We start from the raw sequence: 19,949 nt of genomic DNA, 5'->3' as shown, positions 1-19,949 counted from the left end.
ACGCTCCCTGCAATCCGGCGCCGTCGATGCGCCCCGGCCAGACAACCTATATGGTGTGGACCATAATGCGAGTCACCGGGATGTGAAAATGACCGAGACGAAAGTCACGCCGGCGCCCGACGATCTGGCGAAATCCGTCGCCGAAGCCGCGAAAGCGGGCAAAAAGGGGCCGCCGCCCGTCCATCTCTGGAACCCGCCCTTCTGCGGCGATCTCGACATCCGAATCGCGCGGAACGGGCAATGGTTCTATCTTGGCTCCCCCATAGGGAGAGAGCCGCTGGTCCGCCTCTTCGCCTCCGTGCTGAAGAAGGAGGGGGATCGGCACTTCCTCGTCACCCCGGTCGAGAAGATCGGGATCGTCGTGGAGGACGCGCCCTTCGTCGCCGTGGATTTCGAAGTAGAAGGAAAGGGCAAGGGGCAGGTCCTCACCTTCCGCACGAATGTCGGGGACGAGACGGTCGCCGGCCCCGAAAACCCGATCCGCGTGGAGCGCGACGCGGAGACGGGCGAGCCCTCGCCCTATGTCCATGTCCGCCGCGGGCTGGAGGCGCTGATCGACCGGAAGAGCTATTACCGCCTCGTCGAGGCCGGCGAGGTGGAGGAGGCTGCGGGCCGTCGGATGTTCGGCCTCCGCTCCTCCGGGGCCTTCTTTCCCTTCTGCCCGGCGGAGGAAGTCGGGCTGTGAGCGGCGTCCCGGCGGGCCTCGCGGAGCGCATCGGACGCCATGCGCAGGCCGGCCGGCTCGAATGGATCGGCCTCCGCCCCGCCCGCCGCGAACCGATGGAGGAGCCGGAGGCGGCGGAGATCGGCCCCGCCGGGCTGATCGGGGACCATCGCGGCGCCGGCGCGCCCGGCCCGCGCGCGGTGACGCTGATCCAGTGGGAGCATCTCCCCGTCATCGCCGCCCTCTCGGCCCGGGCGGAGGCCGCGCCCGCTCTCCTCCGCCGCAACCTCGCAATCTCCGGCGTCAACCTCGCCGCCCTCCGCCACGGGGCCGTCCGCATCGGCGGCGCCCTCCTCCGCATCACCGGCCCCTGCCCGCCCTGCTCCCGCATGGAGGCGGCGCTCGGCCCCGGCGGCTGGAACGCGATGCGCGGGCATGGCGGCTGGTATGCGGAGGCGCTGGAGCCCGGCGCGCTGCGGCTCGGGGATGCCGTGGAGCCCGCCTGACGCTTGCCTTCCGCATCCCCCGGGCGCAAATGGGGCGCATGTCAGGGCTCAGCCGATCCGAGATCGAACGCGCCGTGCGCCTCGCCGGCGCGCGCCGCTCGGATTACGACCTGAACCCGGAGATCAAGCGCGCCCTCAACGGCGCCCGCCCGCTCCGCCCCGCCGCCGTGCTTTGCGGCGTCGTGGAGCGGCGGCACGGTCTCTCCGTCATCCTGACCCAGCGCCCGACGACGATGCGGGAACATGCGGGGCAGATCGCCTTTCCCGGCGGCAAGATCGACGCGACGGATGCGGACGCCGTCTCCGCCGCCCTTCGTGAAGCCGAGGAGGAAGTCGGCCTCCCGCGCGCGGCGGTCGACGTTCTGGGCGTCATCGACCCCTACGAGACGGGGACCGGCTTCCGCGTCGAACCCGTCGTCGCGATGGTGGACCCATCGGCCCCGCTCCGGCCCGAGCCCGGCGAGGTCGAGGAGATCTTCGAGGCCCCGCTCGACTTCCTCATGGACCCGGCGAACCTGAAGCGCCACAGCGGCGAATGGGGCGGCAAGACGCGGCTCTACTACGCCATCCCCTGGGAGGGCCGCTACATCTGGGGCGCCACCGCCGGGATGCTGAAATCCCTGGCGGACCGCATCGCCGCCTTGCAAGGCGTCCGGGCCGCGGAATGACGCGGATCGCGCCCGCCTGGCTCCCGGACCCGGCGGTGCAGGCGGCGATGGCGGCGCTCGCGCCGCTCCGCCCGCTCTTCGTCGGCGGCTGCGTGCGGGACGCGCTGATGGGGCGGCCGGGCGCGGATGTGGACATCTGCGTCGCCGCCCCGCCCGAGGAGACGATGCGCCGCGCCGCCGAGGCCGGCCTCCATGCCCACCCGACCGGGATCGACCACGGCGTCGTCACCCTCGTCGCCGGGGGCCGCCCCTTCGAGGTCGCGAGCCTCCGCCGCGACGTGGAGACGGACGGGCGGCGCGCCGTCATCGCCTATACCGAGGCCGTGGCGGAGGACGCGGCGCGCCGCGACTTCACCCTGAACGCCCTCTATGCGGACGCCTCCGGCGCGGTGCTCGACCCGACGGGCGAGGGCCTCGCGGACCTCGCCGCCCGCCGCCTCCGCTTCGTCGGGGAGCCGCGGCGCCGGATCGGGGAGGATTATCTCCGCATCCTCCGCTTCTTCCGCTTCCACGCGCAGCTCGGCTTCGCCTTCGGCGATCCGGCCGCCCTCGCCGCCTGCCATGCGATGGCGGAGGGCCTCGCCCGCGTCTCGCAGGAGCGGATCGGGGCCGAGATGCTGAAACTCCTCGCCGCGCCGGACCCGGAGCCGGCGCTCGCCGCGATGGGCCCCGTCCTCCCCCTCGCCCTGCCCGGCGCCGCGCCTTTCACGGGCCTCGTCGCGGCGGAGCGGCTTGAGGGGGAGGCGCCCGCCCCGCTCCGCCGCCTCGCCGCGCTCGGCGCCCCCGGCGCCGCCCGCGCGCTCCGCCTCTCGCGGGCCGAGGGGGCGGCGCTCGGCGCGATCCGCGCCGCCTTCTGCGGGCGGCAGAGCCCCGCCGAAGCCGCCTGGCGCCACGGCGCGGAGGCGGCGCGGGACGCGCTCCTGATCCGCGCCGCCGGGGGCGAGCCGCTCCCGCCCGGCTGGCGGGCGGAGATCGCCCGCGGCGCGTCGGCCTCCATGCCGCTTTCCGCCGCCGACCTGATGGAGGCCGGCTGGCGCCCCGGCCCCGCCCTCGGCGCCGCGCTGAAACGGGCCGAGGTGCGGTGGATCGAAGCGGACTTCGCGTCGGGCCGCACCGCCCTGCTCGCCGCGGCCGGAACGCCGGAAGACGGCTGACCGGGCGCGCCCCCGTCTCCGCCCCGCCGGCATGGACAGCGCCGCCGCGCCCCTTATCATGGGCGCGCGGGCGGCGAAGCGGCGGAAGGCGGGGCATATGGGCGGGCGGATCGCGGATGTCCTGATCTGGCTCGGCGAGGTCTGGGCCGCGCTGGCGCCGGAACGCCCGCCCGTCCGCGCGCTCGGCCTCGTCGTCGGGGCTCCGACACTGCTGATCCACGACGGCGCCGCCTACCGGCCCGAACGCGCCGCGCAGGCGGGGGATTCGGCGCCGCTTCTCCTCGGGGAGGAGGAGGCGCTCTCCCTCCGGCTCGAAATCCCGGCGGAGGCGGCGCTCCACGGCGCCGGCGCGGCGCGGCTCGAGGCCGGGCGCCGGCTCCCCTTCGCGCTGGCGGAGGCGGACTGGGCGCTCGCCCGCGCGCCGGAGCCCTGGGCCCCGGCGGCGATCCGTCGCCGCCGCGCCGCGCGGCGCGCGTGGCGCGCCGGCGCGCTCCTGCCGCCGGGGCGCGGCCCGCGCGCCTTCGCCTCCGGCGGCGCGCGCCTTCCTGTCGGCCCGCGCCGGCCCCTGCGCCTTGTCGCCGCCGCGCATTCGCCGCGCCGCCCTCGCCGGCGCGCCCCCTCCTCTCCCTCGCCGCCGCCGCCGGATCGAGGCGCGGGCCGAGGCGCGGCTGGCCGAGGCCCGCGCCGCGCTCGACGCCGCCGAGGCCCGCGGCGGCGGAGCCGCCGCCGTCGCGAAGCCGCCGCGCCGATCCGCACCGGCGGCGGCGCGCGCCCTTCTCGCCGCGCGCCGCCCGCCGCGCCGCCTCGCCGCCCTCGCCGCCGCGACGCCGGACGAGGCGCATGCGCTCCGCCTCCGGATCAACCCCGGCCGCGTCGAGGGCGAATTCGCCGCGCCCGACGCCGCCGCCCTCGCCGCCGCGCTGGCGGAAGCGCCGGGCTTTTCCGGCGCGCGGCTCCGCACCGGCGCCCGCGCGGCGGAGGCCGGGCTCCAGCGCGCCGCGATCGAACTGACCCCGGAGCCCCGCGAATGAGCGCCGCGCCCCCCTGGCGCCGCCTCGCGCCCGGCTCCGCCGGGGCGCGGCTCGCGCTCCTCGCCGCGCTCCTCGCCGCCGCCGCCCTCCTCGCCCTTCTCGTTGTCGCCCCCCTCCTCGGCGGTCTCCGCGCGGCGGAGGAGCGGGCGGCGCGGCTCGACCTGCGCGCCGGCGCCCTCCTCGCCGCCGCGGCGGAGCGGCGGGCCGAGGCCGGGCTCGCCGAGGCCGACCCCGCCGCCGCCGCCGCCGCCGAGGCCTGGCTCGCCGAAGTCGCGCCGGAACGGGGGCGGGAGGCGGCGATGCTCGACCTTCTCTCCGCGCTCCGCCTTCTCGCCGGCGCCGCCTCGGTGGAGCTCGTCTCCGCCGCGCCGCTCGAACGCGCCGCCGCCTTCCCCGCGCCGGAGGGCGGGCCGGTCGGAATCGTCGCCGCCGAGGCCCGGATCGTGGCGGATCATGCGGGCCTCGCCCGGTTCCTCGACGCGGTGGAGGCGGCGCGCCCCGCCCTCCGCGCCGCCGCGCTCGACATCTCCGCCGCCAGCCCCGCCGCGGGGGCGGAGGCGCGGCGGCTCAGCGTCTCCGTCACGGTCGGCGCCCTCTTCCGGCCGGACGGGGGCTGAGCGTGAAGGGCGCGGCCTCCCTCCTCCTCGTCCTCCTCGGCCTCGGCTTCGCCGGCCTCGCCGCCCTTCCCTGGCTCGGGGCGCGCGGCGCCCCTCCGCCGCCGACCGCGGCCGAGGCCGCCGCCGCCGCGCCCGCCGCCTTCGCCGCGCCGGAAGAGGCGACGACGGACCTCTCCGCCTTCCTCGCCCGCCCGCTCTTCTCCGCCGCCCGCCGCCCGCCGCCGCCCGAAGCCCCGGGCCTGCCGCTTGCAGACCCGAACGCGGGGCTCCTCTTCGGCGCCTACGAGATCGCGGGCGTCGTCGTCCTCGGAGACTCCGCCCTCGCCATGCTGCGGGACCGGGAGGGGCGGCTCCTCCGCCTCCGCGCCGGCGACAGCGTGGAGACGCCGGAAGGCGCGGCGGAGCTGATATCCGTCGGGCTGGACGGCTTGACCTTCCGGCATCTCGGCGCGACGGTCGTCGCGCCGGTGAGACGCGAGGGGGCGAGCACGGAATGAGACGGACCAGCGGCGCCTTCGCGGCCCTCGCCCTGATGCTCTCGGCCTGCGTGGAGGGCGAGGGGCTCCAGCCCCCCTTCTCCACCGCCGGCCATCTCGACGGCGGCGCCGCAGCGGCCCCGGCGGCCGAAGGCGCGCCGACGGCGGCCGTGGTGGCCGAGGCGGGCGGCGCGCGGGGCGGCGGGGCGACGCTCCTCGGCCAGTCCCGCGCCGCCGCGCCCGCGGGCGCGCGGCTCGCCGGCGCCCCGGCGCTGACGGGCGAGCCGATCTCCCTCGCCTTCGAGAACGCGCCGGTGGCGGACGCGGCCGCCATCGTGCTCGGGGAGGCGCTCAACCTGCCTTACGTGGTCGATCCCTCCGCAGCCGGCCTCGTCAGCCTCTCGGCGCCGGCGCCGCTGCCGCCCGACGCGCTCCTCTCCGCCTTCCGCGGCGCGCTGGAGGCGCAGGGGCTATCGCTCCAACGTGTCAACGGCGTCTGGCGGGTCGCCCCCGGCGGGGCCGCCGCGGGGGATGCGGAGCTGATCCCGCTCCGCTTCATCGCGCCGGAGGAGATCGCGAACGCCCTCGCCCTCACCCTTCCGCCCGAACAGGTGCGGACGGTGACGGGCCCGGGCGGAAACGCCGTCATCGTCACCGGCACGGCGGAGGAGCGGGACGTGGCGCGCGCCACCGTCGCCGCGCTCGACATCGACGCGCTGGCGGGCAATTCCGTCATGCTCGTCGGCCTCACCAACGCGCCGGCGGACGCGCTCGCCGCCGAGCTTTCCGCCATCTTCGGCGGGGACGCCTCGCCCGGCGCGCGGGAGGGGGACGGAGGGACGCTGGACGCCGGCGGGCTCCGCATCGTCCCGCTGGACCGGCTCGGCGCCGTCATGCTGCTGGCGCGGGACGGGGCGACGCTCGACCGCGCCTTCGAATGGGTCCGCCGGCTCGACCGGCCGCGCGCGGCGGAGGCGCAGCGGCTCTTCGTCTACCGCGTGCAGAACCGCCCGGCCGCGAGCCTCGCCGAGGCGCTGAACGCCCTCTTCGCCGCCGAGACGACGGAGGAAGGCGCCCCGCCGGGCGAGGGCGCGCCCCGCATCGTGGTGGACGCGGAAAAGAACGCCCTCGTCATCGCCGCCGCCTCCCGCCAGTTCGACACGCTGGTGGACCTCATCCGCCAGCTCGACAGCGCGCCCATGCAGGTGCTGGTGGAAACCACCATCCTCGAAGTCACGCTGGGGGACAGCCTGCGCTATGGCGTGCAATACGCCTTCTCCGTCGGCAATCTCTTCAACGGGCGGCAGGGGGGCGTGACGCTGACCAATTCCGGCGCGAACATCACGCCCGAATTCCCCGGCTTCGCCTTCACCGTCGGCACCAATCTCGGGCCGGAGGCGATCATCGAGGCGCTGGACGACGTCTCCGACGTCACCGTCATCTCCTCCCCGAAACTGCTGGTGCGGGACGGTCAGGCCGCCACGCTCCAGATCGGAGACCAGGTCCCGATCGTGACGCGGACGGCGGAGGGGTTCGACGACACGTCCCGCATCGTCAACTCCGTCGAATACCGGGATACCGGCGTCACCCTCCGCGTCACCCCGCGGGTGAATTCCGGCGGCTTCGTCAGCCTCGGCGTCGATCAGGAAATCTCCTCCGTCACGCCGACGACGACCTCGGGCATCGACAGCCCCACCATCTCCCGCCGTTCCGTGACGACGGACGTGACGATCCGCTCGGGCCAGACTGTCGTTCTCGGCGGTCTCATCCAGGACAATTCGACCGTGGGCCGCCGCGGCATCCCGGTGCTGGGCGAGATCCCCGTCCTCGGCGCCGCCTTTGGCCGGCGGAACCAGAGCGCGGGCCGCACGGAACTCCTCGCCCTCCTCCGCCCGCATATCCTCGCGAGCCCGGAACAGGCGGAGGACCTGACCGCGAGGCTCCGCGCGGAGTTCGAGGCGATCAGCCGCGCCGCCGCCGTCCGCCTCCGCCGCCCCGGCCGCACCATCCTCCCCGATTTCAGCCAGGTGAACGGATGACCTTCTCGCGGGAGGAATACGCCGCCCGGCTCGAAGGCGTCCGCGCCGCGATGGCGGAGGCCGGGCTAGACGCGCTCGTCGTCGCGGACCCGTCCAACATGCACTGGCTGACCGGCTATGACGGCTGGAGCTTCTACGTTCCGCAAGCCGCCATCGTGACCGGTGCGGGCGAGCCCCTGCTCTGGCTCCGCCCGATGGACGCGCCCGGCGCCTGTCTCACCGCCTGGATCGGGCGGGAAAGCGTGCTGACCTATTCCGAGGAGCTGATCCAGAACCCGCCGCGCCACGCCTTCGACAGCCTCGCCGCGGACCTCGCCGCGCGCGGCGTCTCCGCGGGGCGGATCGGCGTGGAGATGGACAATTACTATTTCTCCGCCGCCGCCTTCGAGGCGCTGAAGCGCGGCCTTCCGCAAGCCCGCTTCGCGGACGCGACCGGCCTCGTGAACTGGCGGCGGATCGTGAAGTCCCCCGCCGAAATCGCGCTGATGCGGAAAGCGGGGGAGATCACCGCCGCCATGCACCGCGCCGTCAGGGAGGGGATGGCGGAGGGGCGCCCGAAGCACGAGCTTGTCGCCGACGTGCAGCGCGCCGCGATCCTCGGCGCCCCCGGCGCATGGGGCGACTATCCCGCGATCCAGCCCATCGCCCCCTCGGGCGTCGAGGCTTCCGCGAGCCACATCACCTGGAACGACCGCCCGATGGCGCAGGGCGAGGCGACCTATTTCGAGATTTCGGGCTGCCACCGCCGCTATCACTGCCCCGTCAGCCGCACCTACCATCTCGGCGAGCCCCCCGCGATCCTCCGCCGGGCCGAGGCCGCCGTGATCCGCGCGCTCGAAGACGCGATGGCGGCGGCGAAGCCCGGCGCGCTCTGCGAGGACGTGGCGCGGGAAGTCTACGCCAGCCTCGCCCGCGCCGGCTTCGAAAAAGCCAGCCGCACCGGCTATTCCATCGGCCTCTCCTACCCGCCGGACTGGGGCGAGCGCACGATGAGCCTCCGGATCGGGGACCGGACGGCGCTTCGGGAAAACATGTGCCTCCACCTCATGCCCGGCCTCTGGACGCCGGAATGGGGCGTGGCGATCACCGAAAGCTTCGTCGTCACGCCGAAGGGCGGGGAGCGGCTCGCCGACATCCCGCAGGAGATCTTTGTGGCGGCGTGAGCCGGCCGGGCGGGGGCGCGGCGCTTCCCGTTCGCCCTTTGGCCCGGGCGACAAGCCCGGGCCGCGGCCTCCCTCCCCCCAGGGAGGCCGCGTCGCGACGGCGCAAGATGTGCAATCGTTCGAGTTCCTGACGCCATAAACCGCAGCAACCAATCGCTCCGGGGCGACCTCCCGAGGGAAGCCGCGCCCCTTCGCGCATCGCTCCGAGCGCGGCCGGCCTCGCCCCTACTTCCCCGGCCGCGGCAGGAAGATCTCCACGAAGGCCCAGATCAGCCAGATCGGGAAGAGGAAGATCACGCAGAGGATCGCCACCACCGGCTGCCGCCGGAAGGTCTGCACCGCCCCGCCGAGCATCAAGACGACGCCAACGAGGAAGATCGCGAGGATGATGAGGATCGTGAACGGGTCCATGCGCCCCTCCCCTACGCCGCCGCGCCCTCGGTGAACTGGAGCCGCGCGAGCCGGGCGTAGAGCCCGCCCTCCGCCACCAGCGCGTCATGCCGGCCGGAGGCGACGATCCGCCCCCCCTCCATCACAACGATCCGGTCCGCCTGCTTCACCGTAGCGAGGCGATGCGCGATGACCAGCGTCGTCCGCCCCGCCGCGAGCCGGGAGAAGGCCCGCTGCACCGCCCGCTCCGATTCCGCGTCGAGCGCGCTCGTCGCCTCGTCCAGCAGCAGGACCGGCGCGTCGCGCAATATCGCGCGGGCGATGGCGATGCGCTGCTTCTGCCCGCCGGAGAGCATCACCCCCCGCTCCCCCACGAAGCTGTCATAGCCCTCGGGCAGCGCGGCGATGAACTCGTGCGCCGCCGCCGCCTTCGCCGCCGCCTCCACATCGGCGTCGGAAGCGCCCGGCCGGCCGAAGCGGATGTTCTCCCGCGCCGAGGCGGCGAAGATCACCGGCTCCTGCGGCACGAGCGCGATGCGCGCGCGGAGCGCCGCCGGTGCCATCTCCGCGATGTCCGCGCCGTCGACGAGGATGCGCCCCGCCCCGATGTCGTAGAACCGCTGGAGAAGCTGGAACACCGTCGTCTTTCCCGCCCCCGAAGGGCCGACGAGCGCGACCGTCTCTCCCGGCTTCACATCGAGGTCGAAGCCTTCGAGCGCGGCGACGAGCGGCCGCTGCGGATAGCGGAAGTCCACGCCCTCGAAGCGGATCGCCCCCCGCGCCGGCTCCGGCAGGGGCAGCGCCGCGGCGGGCGCCGCCACCGGGTCCGGCGTCTCCAGCAATTCGACCAGCCGCTCCGTCGCCCCCGCCGCGCGCTGCAGCTCGCCCCAGATCTCGGAAAGCGCGGCGACGGCGCCGGAAACGATCACGGCGTAGATCAGGAACTGCGCCAGCTCCCCCGGGCTCATCGCGCCGGAGCGCACGTCCCGCGCCCCGATCCAGAGCACGCCGACAATGCCGGTGAAGACGAGGAAGATCACGATCGCCGTCATCCAGGAGCGGACGACGACGCGCCGCCGCGCCGCGTCGAAGGCCTGCTCCGTCAGCGCGCCGAACCGCGCCCGGCTCGCGCCCTCGGCGGTGAAGGCGAGCACGGTCTGCGCCGCCAGCAGCGTCTCCGAGGCCTGCGCCGAACTGTCCGCCACCCGGTCCTGGCTCTCCCGGCTGAGGCTCCGCACCCGCCGGCCGAGGATCAGGATCGGGAAGATCACCAGCGGCACGATCAGCAGCGCGAAGCCCGCCAGCTTCGGCGAGGTCCAGATCATCAGCGCCATGCCGCCCGCGAACATCAGCGTGTTGCGGAGCGCGATGGAGACGGAGGAGGAGATGACGGAGAGCAGCAGCGTCGTGTCCGTCGTGAGGCGGGAGATCACCTCGCCCGTCATCGCCCGCTCGAAAAAGCCGGGGCTCATGCCGATCACATGGTCATAGACCGCCCGCCGGATATCGGCGATCACCCGCTCCCCGAGCCGGGTGACGAGCCAGAAGCGGAGCGCGGTCGCCACCGCCAGCAGCGCGGCGATGCCGATGGCGCCGGCGAAGTACCGGTCCATCAGCGCCGCGCTCTCTTCCGCGAACCCGTCCACGACCCGGCGGACGGCGAGCGGCAGGATCAGGCTCAGCACGGCGGTGGAGACGAGCGCGGCCAGCGCCGCGAACACCGTCCCGCGATAGGGCGCAAGGAACGGCGCCAGCGCGCGGAGCGGCTTCACGGTCTTCGACTTGGCTCTGATCTCGGTCATCGTCCCTCCCGGCGGGCCGATCTAACCGGCGGGCGGGGCAAGGGGCAAGGCGCGGGCAAGGCGGCGGGCCGCGGCTTGCGGACGCGCACATGCGAATCACCCCGTTTTTGCGCTATATGAAGCGCATTCGCCGAGTGTTCGTCGCGTATTGGAAAGGCGCAGCGTACCGCGCCGCCGCAGCGGAAGCCCCGATGGTCTCGATGATCCTTCGCGACACGGTCGACGCCGCCCTCGCCGATCCGCGGGCGACGGAGGGATTCCGCCGCCGCGTCTCCGCCCTCGCCGGGGCGCAGGGCGTCGCGCTGGGCCCGGAGGACGAGGCGGCGATCGCAGAGATGGGCGCCCGCTACGTGCGGGAGACGGTGCGGCTCATCGAATCCTGCGCCACCGCGGCGGGGCAGGCGCGGGCGGACGCGATGATGAAGCCGCTGACCGGCGCGGCGGAGGGCTTCTTCCTCCGCCCGCCGCCCGGCCTGCCGGAGCCGCGCGGGCTCTTCGGCATGATCTGCGCCGCCTTCCTGGCCCGCTCCACGCTCCGCGCCGTGTCGGAGGCGATGCGCCTCCGCCGCGGCTTTCCGCTCATCGCGGCCGACCCGCATCCCGAGGCGGGGACGATCCGCGCCCTCCTCGGGGAGGGGCTCGCCCGCTCGCTCGACGCGATGCTGGAGGATGCGCTCGCCGCCCCCGGCCTCCGGCATTTCGCGAACATGGCGTGGAGCCTCCAGAACTCGCTGCACGCGACAGGCCGCATCTCCGAATGGGGCCCGACCTGGGCGGACGAGATGGCCCGGCGGAGCGCGCGGATCGGCTTCAGGCTGACCTGAACGCCCGCGGCGGCGCCACGATCTCCCCCGCCCGGATCATCGCCTTCAGCACCGTCGCCGCCCCCGCCTGGCGGGAGACGGCCTCCGGGTCATAGACCCCGTCCTTCACGTATTTCCCCGCCCGGTACTGGTTGGAGAAGCTCCAGAGATAGGGCGTCGGCGCCGCGCGGCGGCGATAGCCGAAGCCGTTATAGCGTTCGAGCTCGAACAGGAGCCGCGCCAGCGTCCAGTCCCGGATCCGGTGGAGCCCGTGGCCGCGGAGCGCGTCCGCCGCGCTCGCTTCCCAGGAAAAGGGCGGCTGGCCCGCGGCGGGCCGCCCGGCGGGGACGCGCACGGTCCGCGCCGTCAGCGGGTCGCCGTTATGGAGATGGCGGGAAAAGTCGAACCCCGCCTCCAGCCCGTGCGTGAGCCCGGTGAAGATCCACGGCACCCCCGTCTCCGCCTCCGCCGCGCGATAGGCGTCCGCTCCGCGCCGGAGCCGGGCGCGGAAGGCGGCGATCTCGTGCGCGCGCTCGGCGAGCGGCTCGGCCGCGTCGAACATCGCCTCGTATTCCGCCCCGATCTCCTCCAGGCGTGTGGCGCGGGAGACGGCGGGCGCGCGCGACGCCGTCGCCGGCTGCGGCGCTTCCGGCTCCGGCTGCGGCTCCAGCGCCGCGCGGGCGCGGGAAAGCGTGTCCGCGCGGATGCCGCGCAGCGCGTCCCGCGCCGCCTCCCGCCGGGGCCGCGGGGAGGCGGGATCGCGCGCGAGGGCGTAGAGCGCGGCCATGTCCAGCCCGGCGAGGTCGATGCGGTTCATTCTTCGGTCTCCTGTGCGGCGAGTGAGGCTTCATAGGCGGCGAGGGCGCGGAGCGGGGCGGCGGCCCGCGCCGCGGCGGCGCTCCAGTCGGCCCGCGCCGCCTCCGCCGCCGCAACAAGGGGGCCGAGCGCGGCGGCCTCGGCGGCGCGAAGCGCCGGGCCGTCCGCCGCCATGACCGAAGCGAGGGAGCCCGCGCCCCAGCCCGGCCCCGGCGCGGCGAGCAGCGCGGCGAGCCGCCGCTCCGCCGCCGCGAAATCCCGCGCCGCCACGCCGCCCGAAGGCGCGGACCGGCCCGCGAGCGGATCGAAAAGCGCATCCATGGCGGCGAGGAACCGCGTCTCCTCCGCCGCCGCGCCCACAGCCGCCATCGCCGCGGCGAGCGCGCGAAGACGCGGAAGATCGGCGACGAGCGCGGCCCTGTCCCCCGCCAGCGCGACGCATCGCGCGCGCAGCGCCGCGATGGCGTAGCGCATGGCGCAGTCGGCCTCCGTGGGTCGCGCCGCGCCGCCGAAGGCCGGCGCCAGCGCGTCGAGCGCGAGGAGCCCCGCGCGCCGCGGGCCGATCACGACCGGCGCGCGCTCCGGCGTCCCGTCTGGCGCCCCGTCTGGCGCCCCGTCGGGCGTCCAGTGAGGCGCGCAGGCGGAGAGGAGGAGCGCCGCGCCCGAAAGGGCGGCGCGAAGGGCGGGGATGTTCATGGCTCTCTCCGGTTGCTGCGGAGAGCAGGGTTAACGGAAGCTTCCTAATTTCCGGCGAATCGAGCCGTTGCGCCCGCCCCCGCATCTCCCCGCCTCGCCCCCCGCTCGCCCCCCGCCTCGCCCTCGCCGCCGCAATCCGCTATAGCGCCCGCACCTGCTTCGGAGGCCTCGATGGCGCGCATCCTCATCACGTCCGCCCTGCCCTATATCAACGGGATCAAGCATCTCGGGAATCTCGTCGGCTCGCAGCTGCCGGCGGACCTTCACGCCCGCTACATGCGCGCCCGCGGCCACGAGGTGCTCTTCATCTGCGCGACGGACGAGCACGGCACCCCGGCGGAACTCGCCGCCGCGAAGGCCGGGGAGCCCGTGGCCGAATACTGCGCCCGGATGTGGCGCGTGCAGAAGGACATCGCGGACGGGTTCCGCCTTTCCTTCGACCATTTCGGCCGCTCCTCCTCGGACCGTAACCGCCGCCTGACCCAGCATTTCGCGGAGCGCCTCGCCGCCGCCGGGCTGATCGACGAGGTGATGGAGCGGCAGGTCTATTCGAAGGCGGACGGCCGCTTCCTCCCCGACCGCTACATCGAGGGGACCTGCCCGAATTGCGGCTACGAGAAGGCCCGCGGAGACCAGTGCGAGAACTGCACGAAGCAGCTCGACCCGACCGACCTCATCAACCCCCGCTCAGCCATATCCGGCTCCACCGATCTCGAAGTCAGGGAGACGAAGCACCTCCATCTCCGCCAGTCCGCCATGCGCGCGCATCTCCGCGAATGGATCGACACGCGGGAGGGATGGCCGATCCTCACCACCTCCATCGCCCGGAAATGGCTGGATGACGGCGAAGGGTTGCAGGACCGCTCCATCACCCGCGATCTCGACTGGGGCATCCCCGTGCAGAAGGGGGAAAAGCCCTGGCCCGGGATGGAGGGCAAGGTCTTCTACGTCTGGTTCGACGCGCCCGTCGAATACATCGCCGCGACGGCGGAATGGGCCGACGCGCACGGGCTCGGGGAGGACGGCTGGCGCCGCTGGTGGCGCGCGGACGAAGGGGCGGGCGATGTCCGCTACACCCAGTTCATGGGGAAGGACAACGTGCCCTTCCACACCCTCTCCTTCCCCGCCACGCTGATGGGCTCGGCCGAACCGTGGAAGCTCGTGGACTACATCAAGAGCTTCAACTATCTCAATTACGAGGGCGGGAAATTCTCCACCTCCTCCGGCCGCGGCGTGTTCATGGACCAGGCGCTAGAGATCCTCCCCGCCGATTACTGGCGCTGGTGGCTTCTCTCCAACGTCCCCGAAAGCTCGGATTCCGACTTCACCTGGGAAAGCTTCCAGAACGGCGTGAACAAGGATCTGGCGGACGTCCTCGGCAACTTCGTCTCCCGCATCACGAAGTTCTGCCGCGCCCGCTTCGGCGAGGCGCTGCCCGCGGGCGGCGCGCCGGGGCCGGAGGAGGCGGCGCTGGCGGCGGAGCTTGCCCAGCGCCTTGGCGATTACGAGCGCGCGATGGAGGCGATCGAGGTCCGCCGCGCGGCGCAGGCGCTCCGCGCGATCTGGGTCGCGGGCAACGAATATCTGCAGCGCGCCGCGCCCTGGACGAAGGTGAAGGAAAACCCGGAGGAGGCGGCGATGATCGTCCGCACGGGCCTCAACCTCGTCCGCCTCTACGCCATCCTCTCCCGCCCCTTCATCCCGGACGCATCGGGCGCGATGCTCGCCGCGCTCGGCCTGCCGGAGAACGAACCCTGGCCGGAGAGCGCGGAGGCGGCGCTCGCCGCCCTCCCCGAAGGCCACGCCTTCACGACGCCGGACGTCCTCTTCGCGAAGCTGGACGACGAGCGGCGGGAGGCGCTGGAGGCCCGCTTCGCCGGCAAGGGCTGAGCCGCCGCGTGCAGCCCTGCACTCCCGCCCCCGCGCGCGCCGCGCTATCTGCGGTTGAAGGCAGGCGGGCGAGGGCGACATGCAGGCGATCATGGCGGAGACTCTGGCGGGCGGCGGGTGGCTCCTCGCCTGCGCCACGCTGGCCTATATCCTCGGCTTCCTGTTCCGGGACCAGGCGGCGCTCCGCACGCTCCTTCTCCTCGGCTCCGCCTTCTACATCGCCTATTACTACATGCGGCCGGAGCCGCTCTGGGGCGCCATCGCGGCGAGCCTCGCGATCAACGCCGCCAATCTCTTCGGGCTGCTGCGGCTCCTCTACAGCCGCCACTTCACCATCCTCCCCGCCGCCTCCCGCCCCGTTTTCGCGGCGATGCGCGGGCTTCAGCCGGGCGAGTTCCGCGCGCTCATGCGGCTCGGCGAGCCGGTGGAGCCCGCCCGCGCGCTGAAGCTGACGACGGAAGGCGTCACGCCCGAATATCTCTGGTTCGTCACGCGCGGCAAAGCGACGGCGGAAAAGGCCGGGCGCCGCTTCGCCCTCCCGGCGATGACCTTCATCGGGGAGATCAGCTTCGTGCTGAAGGAGCCCGCCTCCGCCACCGTCGCGCTCGAAGCCGGCGGCGCCGCGATCCGCTGGCGGAGGGACCGGCTCGCCGCCGCGCTCCGCCGCGCGCCGCAGCTCGAACGCGCGGTGGAGGCCCTCATCGCGCGGGACATGGCGCGGAAAGTGGCGGACGGGGTCCATATCGGCGCCGGCTTCAGGGAGACGGGCGCCCGCGAGGCTGGCGCTCCCGCCCCGCGCGACTTATCTTCGGCGCATGTCGCATGACGGCCTGATCCAGGAAATCGAGAGCTGGCTGATCGACCGGTCGCTGGGCGAGCCGGATATCGAGCAGTTGTTCGAGCAGCTCTGCGCCCGCCTCGCCGGCATCGGCGTGCCGCTCCAGCGCGCGGCCCTGACATGGCCGACGCTCCATCCGCTCTTCCAGGCCGAGCAGATCTTCTGGAACCCGGAGGAGGGCGCGAAGCTCCACCAGTATTCCCACGCCAACCGGCAGACGGAGGGCTGGCTCAGGAGCCCGTTCTACCACGTCCTCACCCACGGGCTGAACCGTCTCCGCCGCCGCCTCGTCGGGCCTGACGCGCTGCTGGATTTCGACGTGCTGCACGAGTTCCGGGAGCAGGGCTATACCGACTATCTGATGACCGCCTCCAGCTTCCGCATCGCCGAGGTGCAGCAATTCGAGGGGCGGGGGACGGGCATCATCGGCTCCTGGGCGACGAAGCGGGAGACGGGGTTCACCCGGGCGGATATCGAGGCGCTGAACCGCATCCAGCGCAGTTTCGCCGTCGCCTGCCGCGTCGCGATCCAGCAGCGGGTCACGGTCAACCTCGCCCATACCTATCTCGGGCCGACCGCGGGCGCGAAGGCGCTGGCCGGGGAGATCCGGCGCGGAGACGGAGCGAAGATCCGCGCCGTCGTCTATTACGTCGATCTCCGCGGCTCGACCCATCTGGCCGAGAGCCTGGAGCCGGACGTCTATCTCACGCTTCTCAAGACCTATTTCGATTGCGCCGCCCAGCCGGTGATCGACGAGGGCGGCGAGATTCTCGACTATGTGGGGGATGCGGCCCTCGCCATCTTTCCGATCGAGGGGGATATCGGCGGGCCGGAGGCGGCGCGCGCCGCGCTCCGCGCGATGGAAGCCGCCCTCCTCCGGCGGGAGGCGGCCTTGGCCGAGACGCCGGACCTGCCGCTCCGCTTCTCCATCTCCATCGCCGCCGGCGAGGTGATGTTCGGCAATGTCGGCGTGCCCGCGCGGCTCTCCTTCTCCGTGATCGGCGCGGTGGTGAACGAGGTGGCGCGGATGGACGACGCCTCCAAGACCCTCGGCCGCGCCGTGCTGGTGACGAAGGAGATCGCCGCGGTGGAGCCGGATTGCTGGGCGAGCCTCGGCCCGCAGGCCCTCGCCGGCGTGCCCCAGCCGGTGGAGCTCTTCATCCGCCGCTGCGAGCGGGACGCGTTCTCGGCGGACTACGTCCGCGCCGCCTCCTGAGCGACTGTCCGGCCGTCGCGCCGGGCGTCCTCACCCCCCGAGCGCGCGGATCCGCTCCAGCAGCGCCGGGTCCTTCGCCCCGAGCTCGAAGGCGCGGCGATAGCGGGCGTTCGCGTCCTCCCGCCGTCCCACACGGTCCAGCAGCCGCGCCGAGGCGAGCCACGGGTCGGCCCATTCGGGGGCGAGCGCGGCGGCCTCGTCGTAATCGCCAAGCGCCGCCTCGGGCCGCGCCGCCTCCCGCGCCCGGGCGCGGTGGAAGAAGGCGCCCGAATCGCGCGGATAATCGCGAATCACGGCGGAGAAATCCGCCTCCGCCGCCCCGTCCCGCCCGAGCGTGAGCAGCGTGAGCCCGCGGTTGAAACGCGCATCCGCATCCCCCCCGTCGAGCCGGAGCGCGGCGTCGAACTCCTCCAGCGCCGCCTCCCCCTGCCCGAGCCTGAGCCAGAACGCCCCGCGCGCCAGCCGCACGTCGACGCTGCGGGGCGCGAGCGCGAGCGCGCGGTCGAACGCCGTCGCGGCGGCGCGGCGGTCCCCCAGCGCCTCCTCCGCGCGGGCGATGCCGAGATGCAGCTCCACGCGGTCAAGCCCCGCCTCCCGCCCCGTCTCCGCCGCGGCGGCGAAGGCCGCCTTCGCCTCCCCCGCCCGGCCGAGCGCGATGAGCGCGTCGCCGAGATTGAGCCCGGCGGCGAAGGCCTGTTCGGCCCGCAGCCCGCCCCGCTCCAGCGCCCGCCGGCAATGATGCGCCACCTCCGCCGCCGGGGCGGAGAGCGCGCCGCAGCGGGCGAGAGAGCCGTCCTGCGCCGCGGCCGGAGCCGGCGCGGCGAGGACAAGCGGGAACAGGAGAAGAAGCGCGCGTTTCATCCCGGCACCATAGGCCGCCCCGGCCCGGGCGCCAATCGCCCCGCAAGAGCCTTGGAAGCGCCCATTCCCCGCCGCCGCCCCGCCCCCTTTCGGCCATCACGCGCGCTTAACGAAAACTTGCGCGGGGCGGGGGCCTCACGCATCATCCGTCACCCTTCGGGGCCAACAAGAACCTCCGGGGCGATGCGCCGCCGGACAGACAGGGAATGACTATTATGGTCGGGGAAAACGATACGTTCGAAGTCTATCAGGACAAGCGTGGCGAATGGCGCTGGCGGCGGAAAGCCTCCAACGGCCAGATCGTCGGCGCAGCCACCGAGGGCTACGAGAAAAAATCCGATTGCGAAGCCAACATGAACCGAGGGCCGAACCCGAAGGACAAGTGGGAGTTCTACGAGGACAAGCGCGGCGAATGGCGCTGGCGGCGCAAGGCCGTCAACGGGAACATCATCGGCGCCGCCTCCGAGGGCTACAAGAAGAAGTCCGATTGCGAGGCGAACGCCGCCCGTCAGGGCTGGCAGGGCTGAGCCCGCGATTGCGGGCTCGCGCCGGCGCCGCTAAGACGACCCTGCGCCCCGAGGAGCCCGCATGACCAGCCTGACGATCCGCCGCCCCGACGACTGGCACCTCCATCTCAGGGACGGGGCCATGCTGGAAGCCGTGACGGCTGAAAGCGCGCGCGATTTCGCGCGCGCGATCATCATGCCCAATCTCGTCCCCCCCGTCGTGACGGGGGCGGACGCCCGCGCCTATCGCCAGCGCATCCTCGCCGCGCCGGGCGCCGCGGGCTTCACGCCGCTGATGACGCTCTACCTCACCGAGGCGACGGAGGCGGATGACGTCGCCGCCGCCCATGCGGAGGGCCTCGTCCACGCCGTGAAGCTCTATCCCGCCGGGGCGACGACCAATTCCGCCTCCGGCGTGCGGAACTTCGACAAGGTGCAGCCCGTGCTGGAGCGGATGGCCGAGATCGGCCTGCCGCTCTGCGTCCATGGCGAGGTGACGGACCCGGCGGTGGACATCTTCGACCGGGAGGCGGTCTTCATCGACCGGGTGCTGGACCCGATCCGCCGCCGCAACCCCACGCTCCGCGTCGTCATGGAGCATGTGACGACGGCGGAGGGCGCGACCTATGCGCGGGAGGGCGGGGAGGGCCTGGCGGCGACGATCACCGTCCATCACCTCATCATAAACCGCAACCACATCCTCGCCGGCGGCATCCGCCCGCATTACTACTGCCTCCCCGTCGCGAAGCGGGAGACTCACCGCCTCGCGCTGGTGGAGGCGGCGACCTCGGGCTCCCGCTCCTTCTTCCTCGGCACCGATTCGGCGCCGCATGTGGACCCGCTGAAGGAGACCGCCTGCGGCTGCGCCGGCTGCTTCACCGCGCCCGTCGCCCTCGCCTGCCTCGCCCATGTCTTCGAGGAGGCGGGCGCGCTGGACCGGCTGGAGGCCTTCGCCTCCCTCAACGGCCCGGATTTCTACGGCATGGCGCCGAACGCCGACCAGATCACGCTGGAGAAAGGCGCCGCCCCCGTCCCCTACCCTGCGAAGCTGGAGACGGGCGAGGGCCCCGTCACCGTCTTCGACCCGGGCTTCCCCCTCCACTGGCGCGTCGCGAGGTGACGATGTTCGCGAATTCCTTCCCCGACGAGGCGCTTATGGCGCGGCAGACCGCGCGGATGCTGCTCGAGGTGCAGGCGGTGCACTTCCGCCCCGACCCGCCCTACAAGTTCACCTCCGGCCTTTCGAGCCCGGTCTATATCGACTGCCGGAAGCTCATCTCCTATCCCCGCATCCGCTCCGCCCTGATGGATTTCGCCGTCTCGAAGCTGATGCGCAACGCCGGGTTCGAGGCGTTCGACGCCGTGGCGGGCGGGGAGACGGCGGGCATCCCCTTCGCCGCCTGGATCGCGGAGCGCATGGGCCTGCCGATGCAATATGTCCGCAAGAAGCCGAAGGGCTTCGGCCGCGACGCGCAGATCGAGGGCGTTATCTTCGAAGGCCAGCGCGTCCTCCTCGTCGAGGACCTGACGACGGATGGCGGCTCCAAGCTGAAATTCGCGGAGGCGATCCGCAAGACGGGCGCGCGCTGCGACCACACGCTCGTCCTCTTCTTCTACGACATCTTCGCCGGCTCGCGGGAATCGCTGGCCGAGGCCGGCCTGACGCTGCACCACCTCGCCACCTGGCGGGACGTGCTGGCCGAGGCCCGCGCCCAGCGCCATTTCGACGAGAAGACGCTGGACGCGGTGGGCGAGTTCCTGGCCGACCCGCACGGCTGGTCCGCCGCGCATGGCGGGGCGGAGACGGGCTGAG

21 protein-coding genes are annotated in these 19,949 nt (G+C 73.6%); 16 read left to right on the top strand and 5 right to left on the bottom strand.

Features of this window, described 5'->3' with window-relative positions; translation table 11 throughout:
* Positions 1-88 precede the first annotated feature (88 nt).
* The 9 genes from ACE37J_RS14430 to ACE37J_RS14390 all read left to right on the top strand — a co-directional run bounded on the left by ACE37J_RS14430 (position 89) and on the right by ACE37J_RS14390 (position 8,318).
* The gene (locus tag ACE37J_RS14430; RefSeq protein ID WP_409712118.1) at positions 89-685 is read left to right on the top strand and encodes a DUF1285 domain-containing protein; all 597 of its coding nucleotides are present in this window, start codon (positions 89-91) and stop codon (positions 683-685) included.
* Positions 682-1,170 carry an MOSC domain-containing protein gene (locus ACE37J_RS14425; protein ID WP_409712116.1) on the top strand — a complete coding sequence of 163 codons (489 nt, stop codon included), beginning with the start codon at positions 682-684 and terminating at the stop codon, positions 1,168-1,170. The genes ACE37J_RS14430 and ACE37J_RS14425 overlap by 4 nt, the downstream gene beginning before the upstream one ends.
* A 38-nt stretch (positions 1,171-1,208) precedes the next feature.
* A complete protein-coding gene (locus ACE37J_RS14420; protein WP_409712114.1) occupies positions 1,209-1,838 on the top strand; it encodes a CoA pyrophosphatase in 630 nt (209 codons plus the stop codon).
* Positions 1,835-2,992 (top strand): CCA tRNA nucleotidyltransferase, encoded by a 1,158-nt coding sequence (locus ACE37J_RS14415; protein ID WP_409712112.1) that lies wholly within the window; start codon positions 1,835-1,837, stop codon positions 2,990-2,992. Before ACE37J_RS14420 ends, ACE37J_RS14415 begins: the two co-directional genes overlap by 4 nt.
* A gap of 572 nt (positions 2,993-3,564) precedes the next feature.
* Positions 3,565-4,023 (top strand): hypothetical protein, encoded by a 459-nt coding sequence (locus ACE37J_RS14410; protein ID WP_409712110.1) that lies wholly within the window; start codon positions 3,565-3,567, stop codon positions 4,021-4,023.
* Complete coding sequence (locus ACE37J_RS14405; protein WP_409712108.1) at positions 4,020-4,640, top strand: GspMb/PilO family protein; 621 nt, start codon at positions 4,020-4,022, stop codon at positions 4,638-4,640. Before ACE37J_RS14410 ends, ACE37J_RS14405 begins: the two co-directional genes overlap by 4 nt.
* A gap of 2 nt (positions 4,641-4,642) precedes the next feature.
* A complete protein-coding gene (locus ACE37J_RS14400) occupies positions 4,643-5,137 on the top strand; it encodes a hypothetical protein (protein ID WP_409712106.1) in 495 nt (164 codons plus the stop codon).
* A complete protein-coding gene (locus tag ACE37J_RS14395; RefSeq protein WP_409712104.1) occupies positions 5,134-7,155 on the top strand; it encodes a secretin N-terminal domain-containing protein in 2,022 nt (673 codons plus the stop codon). Before ACE37J_RS14400 ends, ACE37J_RS14395 begins: the two co-directional genes overlap by 4 nt.
* On the top strand, positions 7,152-8,318 hold the full coding sequence (locus tag ACE37J_RS14390) for a M24 family metallopeptidase (protein WP_409712102.1): 1,167 nt from the start codon (positions 7,152-7,154) through the stop codon (positions 8,316-8,318). Before ACE37J_RS14395 ends, ACE37J_RS14390 begins: the two co-directional genes overlap by 4 nt.
* Before the next feature lie 225 nt (positions 8,319-8,543).
* On the opposite strand, the gene ACE37J_RS14385 is transcribed toward ACE37J_RS14390, so the two are convergent.
* Positions 8,544-8,729, bottom strand: a complete 186-nt coding sequence (locus tag ACE37J_RS14385) for a hypothetical protein (protein WP_409712100.1) — start codon at positions 8,727-8,729, stop codon at positions 8,544-8,546.
* 11 nt (positions 8,730-8,740) lie between these two features.
* Positions 8,741-10,510, bottom strand: a complete 1,770-nt coding sequence (locus ACE37J_RS14380) for an ABC transporter transmembrane domain-containing protein (protein WP_409712098.1) — start codon at positions 10,508-10,510, stop codon at positions 8,741-8,743.
* A 200-nt stretch (positions 10,511-10,710) separates the two neighbouring features.
* Here ACE37J_RS14380 and ACE37J_RS14375 point away from each other — a divergent pair, with 200 nt between their 5' ends.
* On the top strand, positions 10,711-11,334 hold the full coding sequence (locus ACE37J_RS14375) for a hypothetical protein (RefSeq protein WP_409712096.1): 624 nt from the start codon (positions 10,711-10,713) through the stop codon (positions 11,332-11,334).
* Here the strand turns inward: ACE37J_RS14375 and ACE37J_RS14370 are convergent.
* A complete protein-coding gene (locus ACE37J_RS14370) occupies positions 11,321-12,130 on the bottom strand; it encodes a hypothetical protein (protein WP_409712094.1) in 810 nt (269 codons plus the stop codon). The two genes, ACE37J_RS14375 and ACE37J_RS14370, sit on opposite strands and share 14 nt — an antisense overlap.
* On the bottom strand, positions 12,127-12,825 hold the full coding sequence (locus ACE37J_RS14365; protein WP_409712092.1) for a hypothetical protein: 699 nt from the start codon (positions 12,823-12,825) through the stop codon (positions 12,127-12,129). The genes ACE37J_RS14370 and ACE37J_RS14365 overlap by 4 nt, the downstream gene beginning before the upstream one ends.
* Positions 12,826-12,996: 171 nt before the next feature.
* On the opposite strand from ACE37J_RS14365, the gene metG reads away from it, so the two are divergent.
* From metG to ACE37J_RS14350, 3 genes are all read left to right on the top strand, one after another.
* On the top strand, positions 12,997-14,715 hold the full coding sequence (gene metG / locus ACE37J_RS14360; RefSeq protein WP_409712090.1) for a methionine--tRNA ligase: 1,719 nt from the start codon (positions 12,997-12,999) through the stop codon (positions 14,713-14,715).
* A 79-nt stretch (positions 14,716-14,794) separates the two neighbouring features.
* Positions 14,795-15,541, top strand: coding sequence for a hypothetical protein (locus ACE37J_RS14355; protein ID WP_409712088.1), 747 nt, complete (start codon positions 14,795-14,797; stop codon positions 15,539-15,541).
* Positions 15,531-16,769: an adenylate/guanylate cyclase domain-containing protein gene (locus tag ACE37J_RS14350; RefSeq protein WP_409712086.1), complete on the top strand. Its 1,239-nt coding sequence runs from the start codon at positions 15,531-15,533 to the stop codon at positions 16,767-16,769. The genes ACE37J_RS14355 and ACE37J_RS14350 overlap by 11 nt, the downstream gene beginning before the upstream one ends.
* A gap of 30 nt (positions 16,770-16,799) precedes the next feature.
* On the opposite strand, the gene ACE37J_RS14345 is transcribed toward ACE37J_RS14350, so the two are convergent.
* Positions 16,800-17,630 carry a tetratricopeptide repeat protein gene (locus tag ACE37J_RS14345; protein WP_409712084.1) on the bottom strand — a complete coding sequence of 277 codons (831 nt, stop codon included), beginning with the start codon at positions 17,628-17,630 and terminating at the stop codon, positions 16,800-16,802.
* Positions 17,631-17,845: 215 nt separating this feature from the next.
* Between ACE37J_RS14345 and ACE37J_RS14340 the strand changes: the two genes are divergently transcribed.
* The 3 genes from ACE37J_RS14340 (at position 17,846) to ACE37J_RS14330 (ending at position 19,948) form a co-directional block, all read left to right on the top strand.
* On the top strand, positions 17,846-18,157 hold the full coding sequence (locus tag ACE37J_RS14340; protein WP_409712082.1) for a YegP family protein: 312 nt from the start codon (positions 17,846-17,848) through the stop codon (positions 18,155-18,157).
* A 61-nt stretch (positions 18,158-18,218) separates the two neighbouring features.
* On the top strand, positions 18,219-19,256 hold the full coding sequence (pyrC, locus tag ACE37J_RS14335; protein ID WP_409712080.1) for a dihydroorotase: 1,038 nt from the start codon (positions 18,219-18,221) through the stop codon (positions 19,254-19,256).
* Between the two features lie 2 nt (positions 19,257-19,258).
* Positions 19,259-19,948, top strand: a complete 690-nt coding sequence (locus ACE37J_RS14330; protein ID WP_409712078.1) for an orotate phosphoribosyltransferase — start codon at positions 19,259-19,261, stop codon at positions 19,946-19,948.
* Position 19,949: the final 1 nt, after the last annotated feature.

Source organism: Pikeienuella sp., from assembly GCF_046290545.1.
Classification (GTDB): domain Bacteria; phylum Pseudomonadota; class Alphaproteobacteria; order Rhodobacterales; family Rhodobacteraceae; genus Pikeienuella.
The sequence above is the reverse complement of the archived record's forward strand: the minus strand, read 5'-3'. Positions and strand labels throughout refer to the sequence as shown.

What these genes read in the sequence shown, in the direction of transcription:
- ACE37J_RS14405 (WP_409712108.1), top strand. Translation starts at nt 4,020, where the DNA reads ATGAGCGCCGCGCCCCCCTGGCGCCGCCTCGCGCCCGGCTCCGCCGGG.
- ACE37J_RS14395 (WP_409712104.1), top strand. Translation starts at nt 5,134, where the DNA reads ATGAGACGGACCAGCGGCGCCTTCGCGGCCCTCGCCCTGATGCTCTCG.
- ACE37J_RS14430 (WP_409712118.1), top strand. Translation starts at nt 89, where the DNA reads ATGACCGAGACGAAAGTCACGCCGGCGCCCGACGATCTGGCGAAATCC.
- pyrC (WP_409712080.1), top strand. Translation starts at nt 18,219, where the DNA reads ATGACCAGCCTGACGATCCGCCGCCCCGACGACTGGCACCTCCATCTC.
- ACE37J_RS14350 (WP_409712086.1), top strand. Translation starts at nt 15,531, where the DNA reads ATGTCGCATGACGGCCTGATCCAGGAAATCGAGAGCTGGCTGATCGAC.
- ACE37J_RS14375 (WP_409712096.1), top strand. Translation starts at nt 10,711, where the DNA reads ATGATCCTTCGCGACACGGTCGACGCCGCCCTCGCCGATCCGCGGGCG.
- ACE37J_RS14365 (WP_409712092.1), bottom strand. Translation starts at nt 12,825, where the DNA reads ATGAACATCCCCGCCCTTCGCGCCGCCCTTTCGGGCGCGGCGCTCCTC.
- ACE37J_RS14340 (WP_409712082.1), top strand. Translation starts at nt 17,846, where the DNA reads ATGGTCGGGGAAAACGATACGTTCGAAGTCTATCAGGACAAGCGTGGC.
- ACE37J_RS14385 (WP_409712100.1), bottom strand. Translation starts at nt 8,729, where the DNA reads ATGGACCCGTTCACGATCCTCATCATCCTCGCGATCTTCCTCGTTGGC.
- metG (WP_409712090.1), top strand. Translation starts at nt 12,997, where the DNA reads ATGGCGCGCATCCTCATCACGTCCGCCCTGCCCTATATCAACGGGATC.
- ACE37J_RS14370 (WP_409712094.1), bottom strand. Translation starts at nt 12,130, where the DNA reads ATGAACCGCATCGACCTCGCCGGGCTGGACATGGCCGCGCTCTACGCC.
- ACE37J_RS14420 (WP_409712114.1), top strand. Translation starts at nt 1,209, where the DNA reads ATGTCAGGGCTCAGCCGATCCGAGATCGAACGCGCCGTGCGCCTCGCC.
- ACE37J_RS14355 (WP_409712088.1), top strand. Translation starts at nt 14,795, where the DNA reads ATGCAGGCGATCATGGCGGAGACTCTGGCGGGCGGCGGGTGGCTCCTC.
- ACE37J_RS14345 (WP_409712084.1), bottom strand. Translation starts at nt 17,630, where the DNA reads ATGAAACGCGCGCTTCTTCTCCTGTTCCCGCTTGTCCTCGCCGCGCCG.
- ACE37J_RS14330 (WP_409712078.1), top strand. Translation starts at nt 19,259, where the DNA reads ATGTTCGCGAATTCCTTCCCCGACGAGGCGCTTATGGCGCGGCAGACC.
- ACE37J_RS14415 (WP_409712112.1), top strand. Translation starts at nt 1,835, where the DNA reads ATGACGCGGATCGCGCCCGCCTGGCTCCCGGACCCGGCGGTGCAGGCG.
- ACE37J_RS14390 (WP_409712102.1), top strand. Translation starts at nt 7,152, where the DNA reads ATGACCTTCTCGCGGGAGGAATACGCCGCCCGGCTCGAAGGCGTCCGC.
- ACE37J_RS14380 (WP_409712098.1), bottom strand. Translation starts at nt 10,510, where the DNA reads ATGACCGAGATCAGAGCCAAGTCGAAGACCGTGAAGCCGCTCCGCGCG.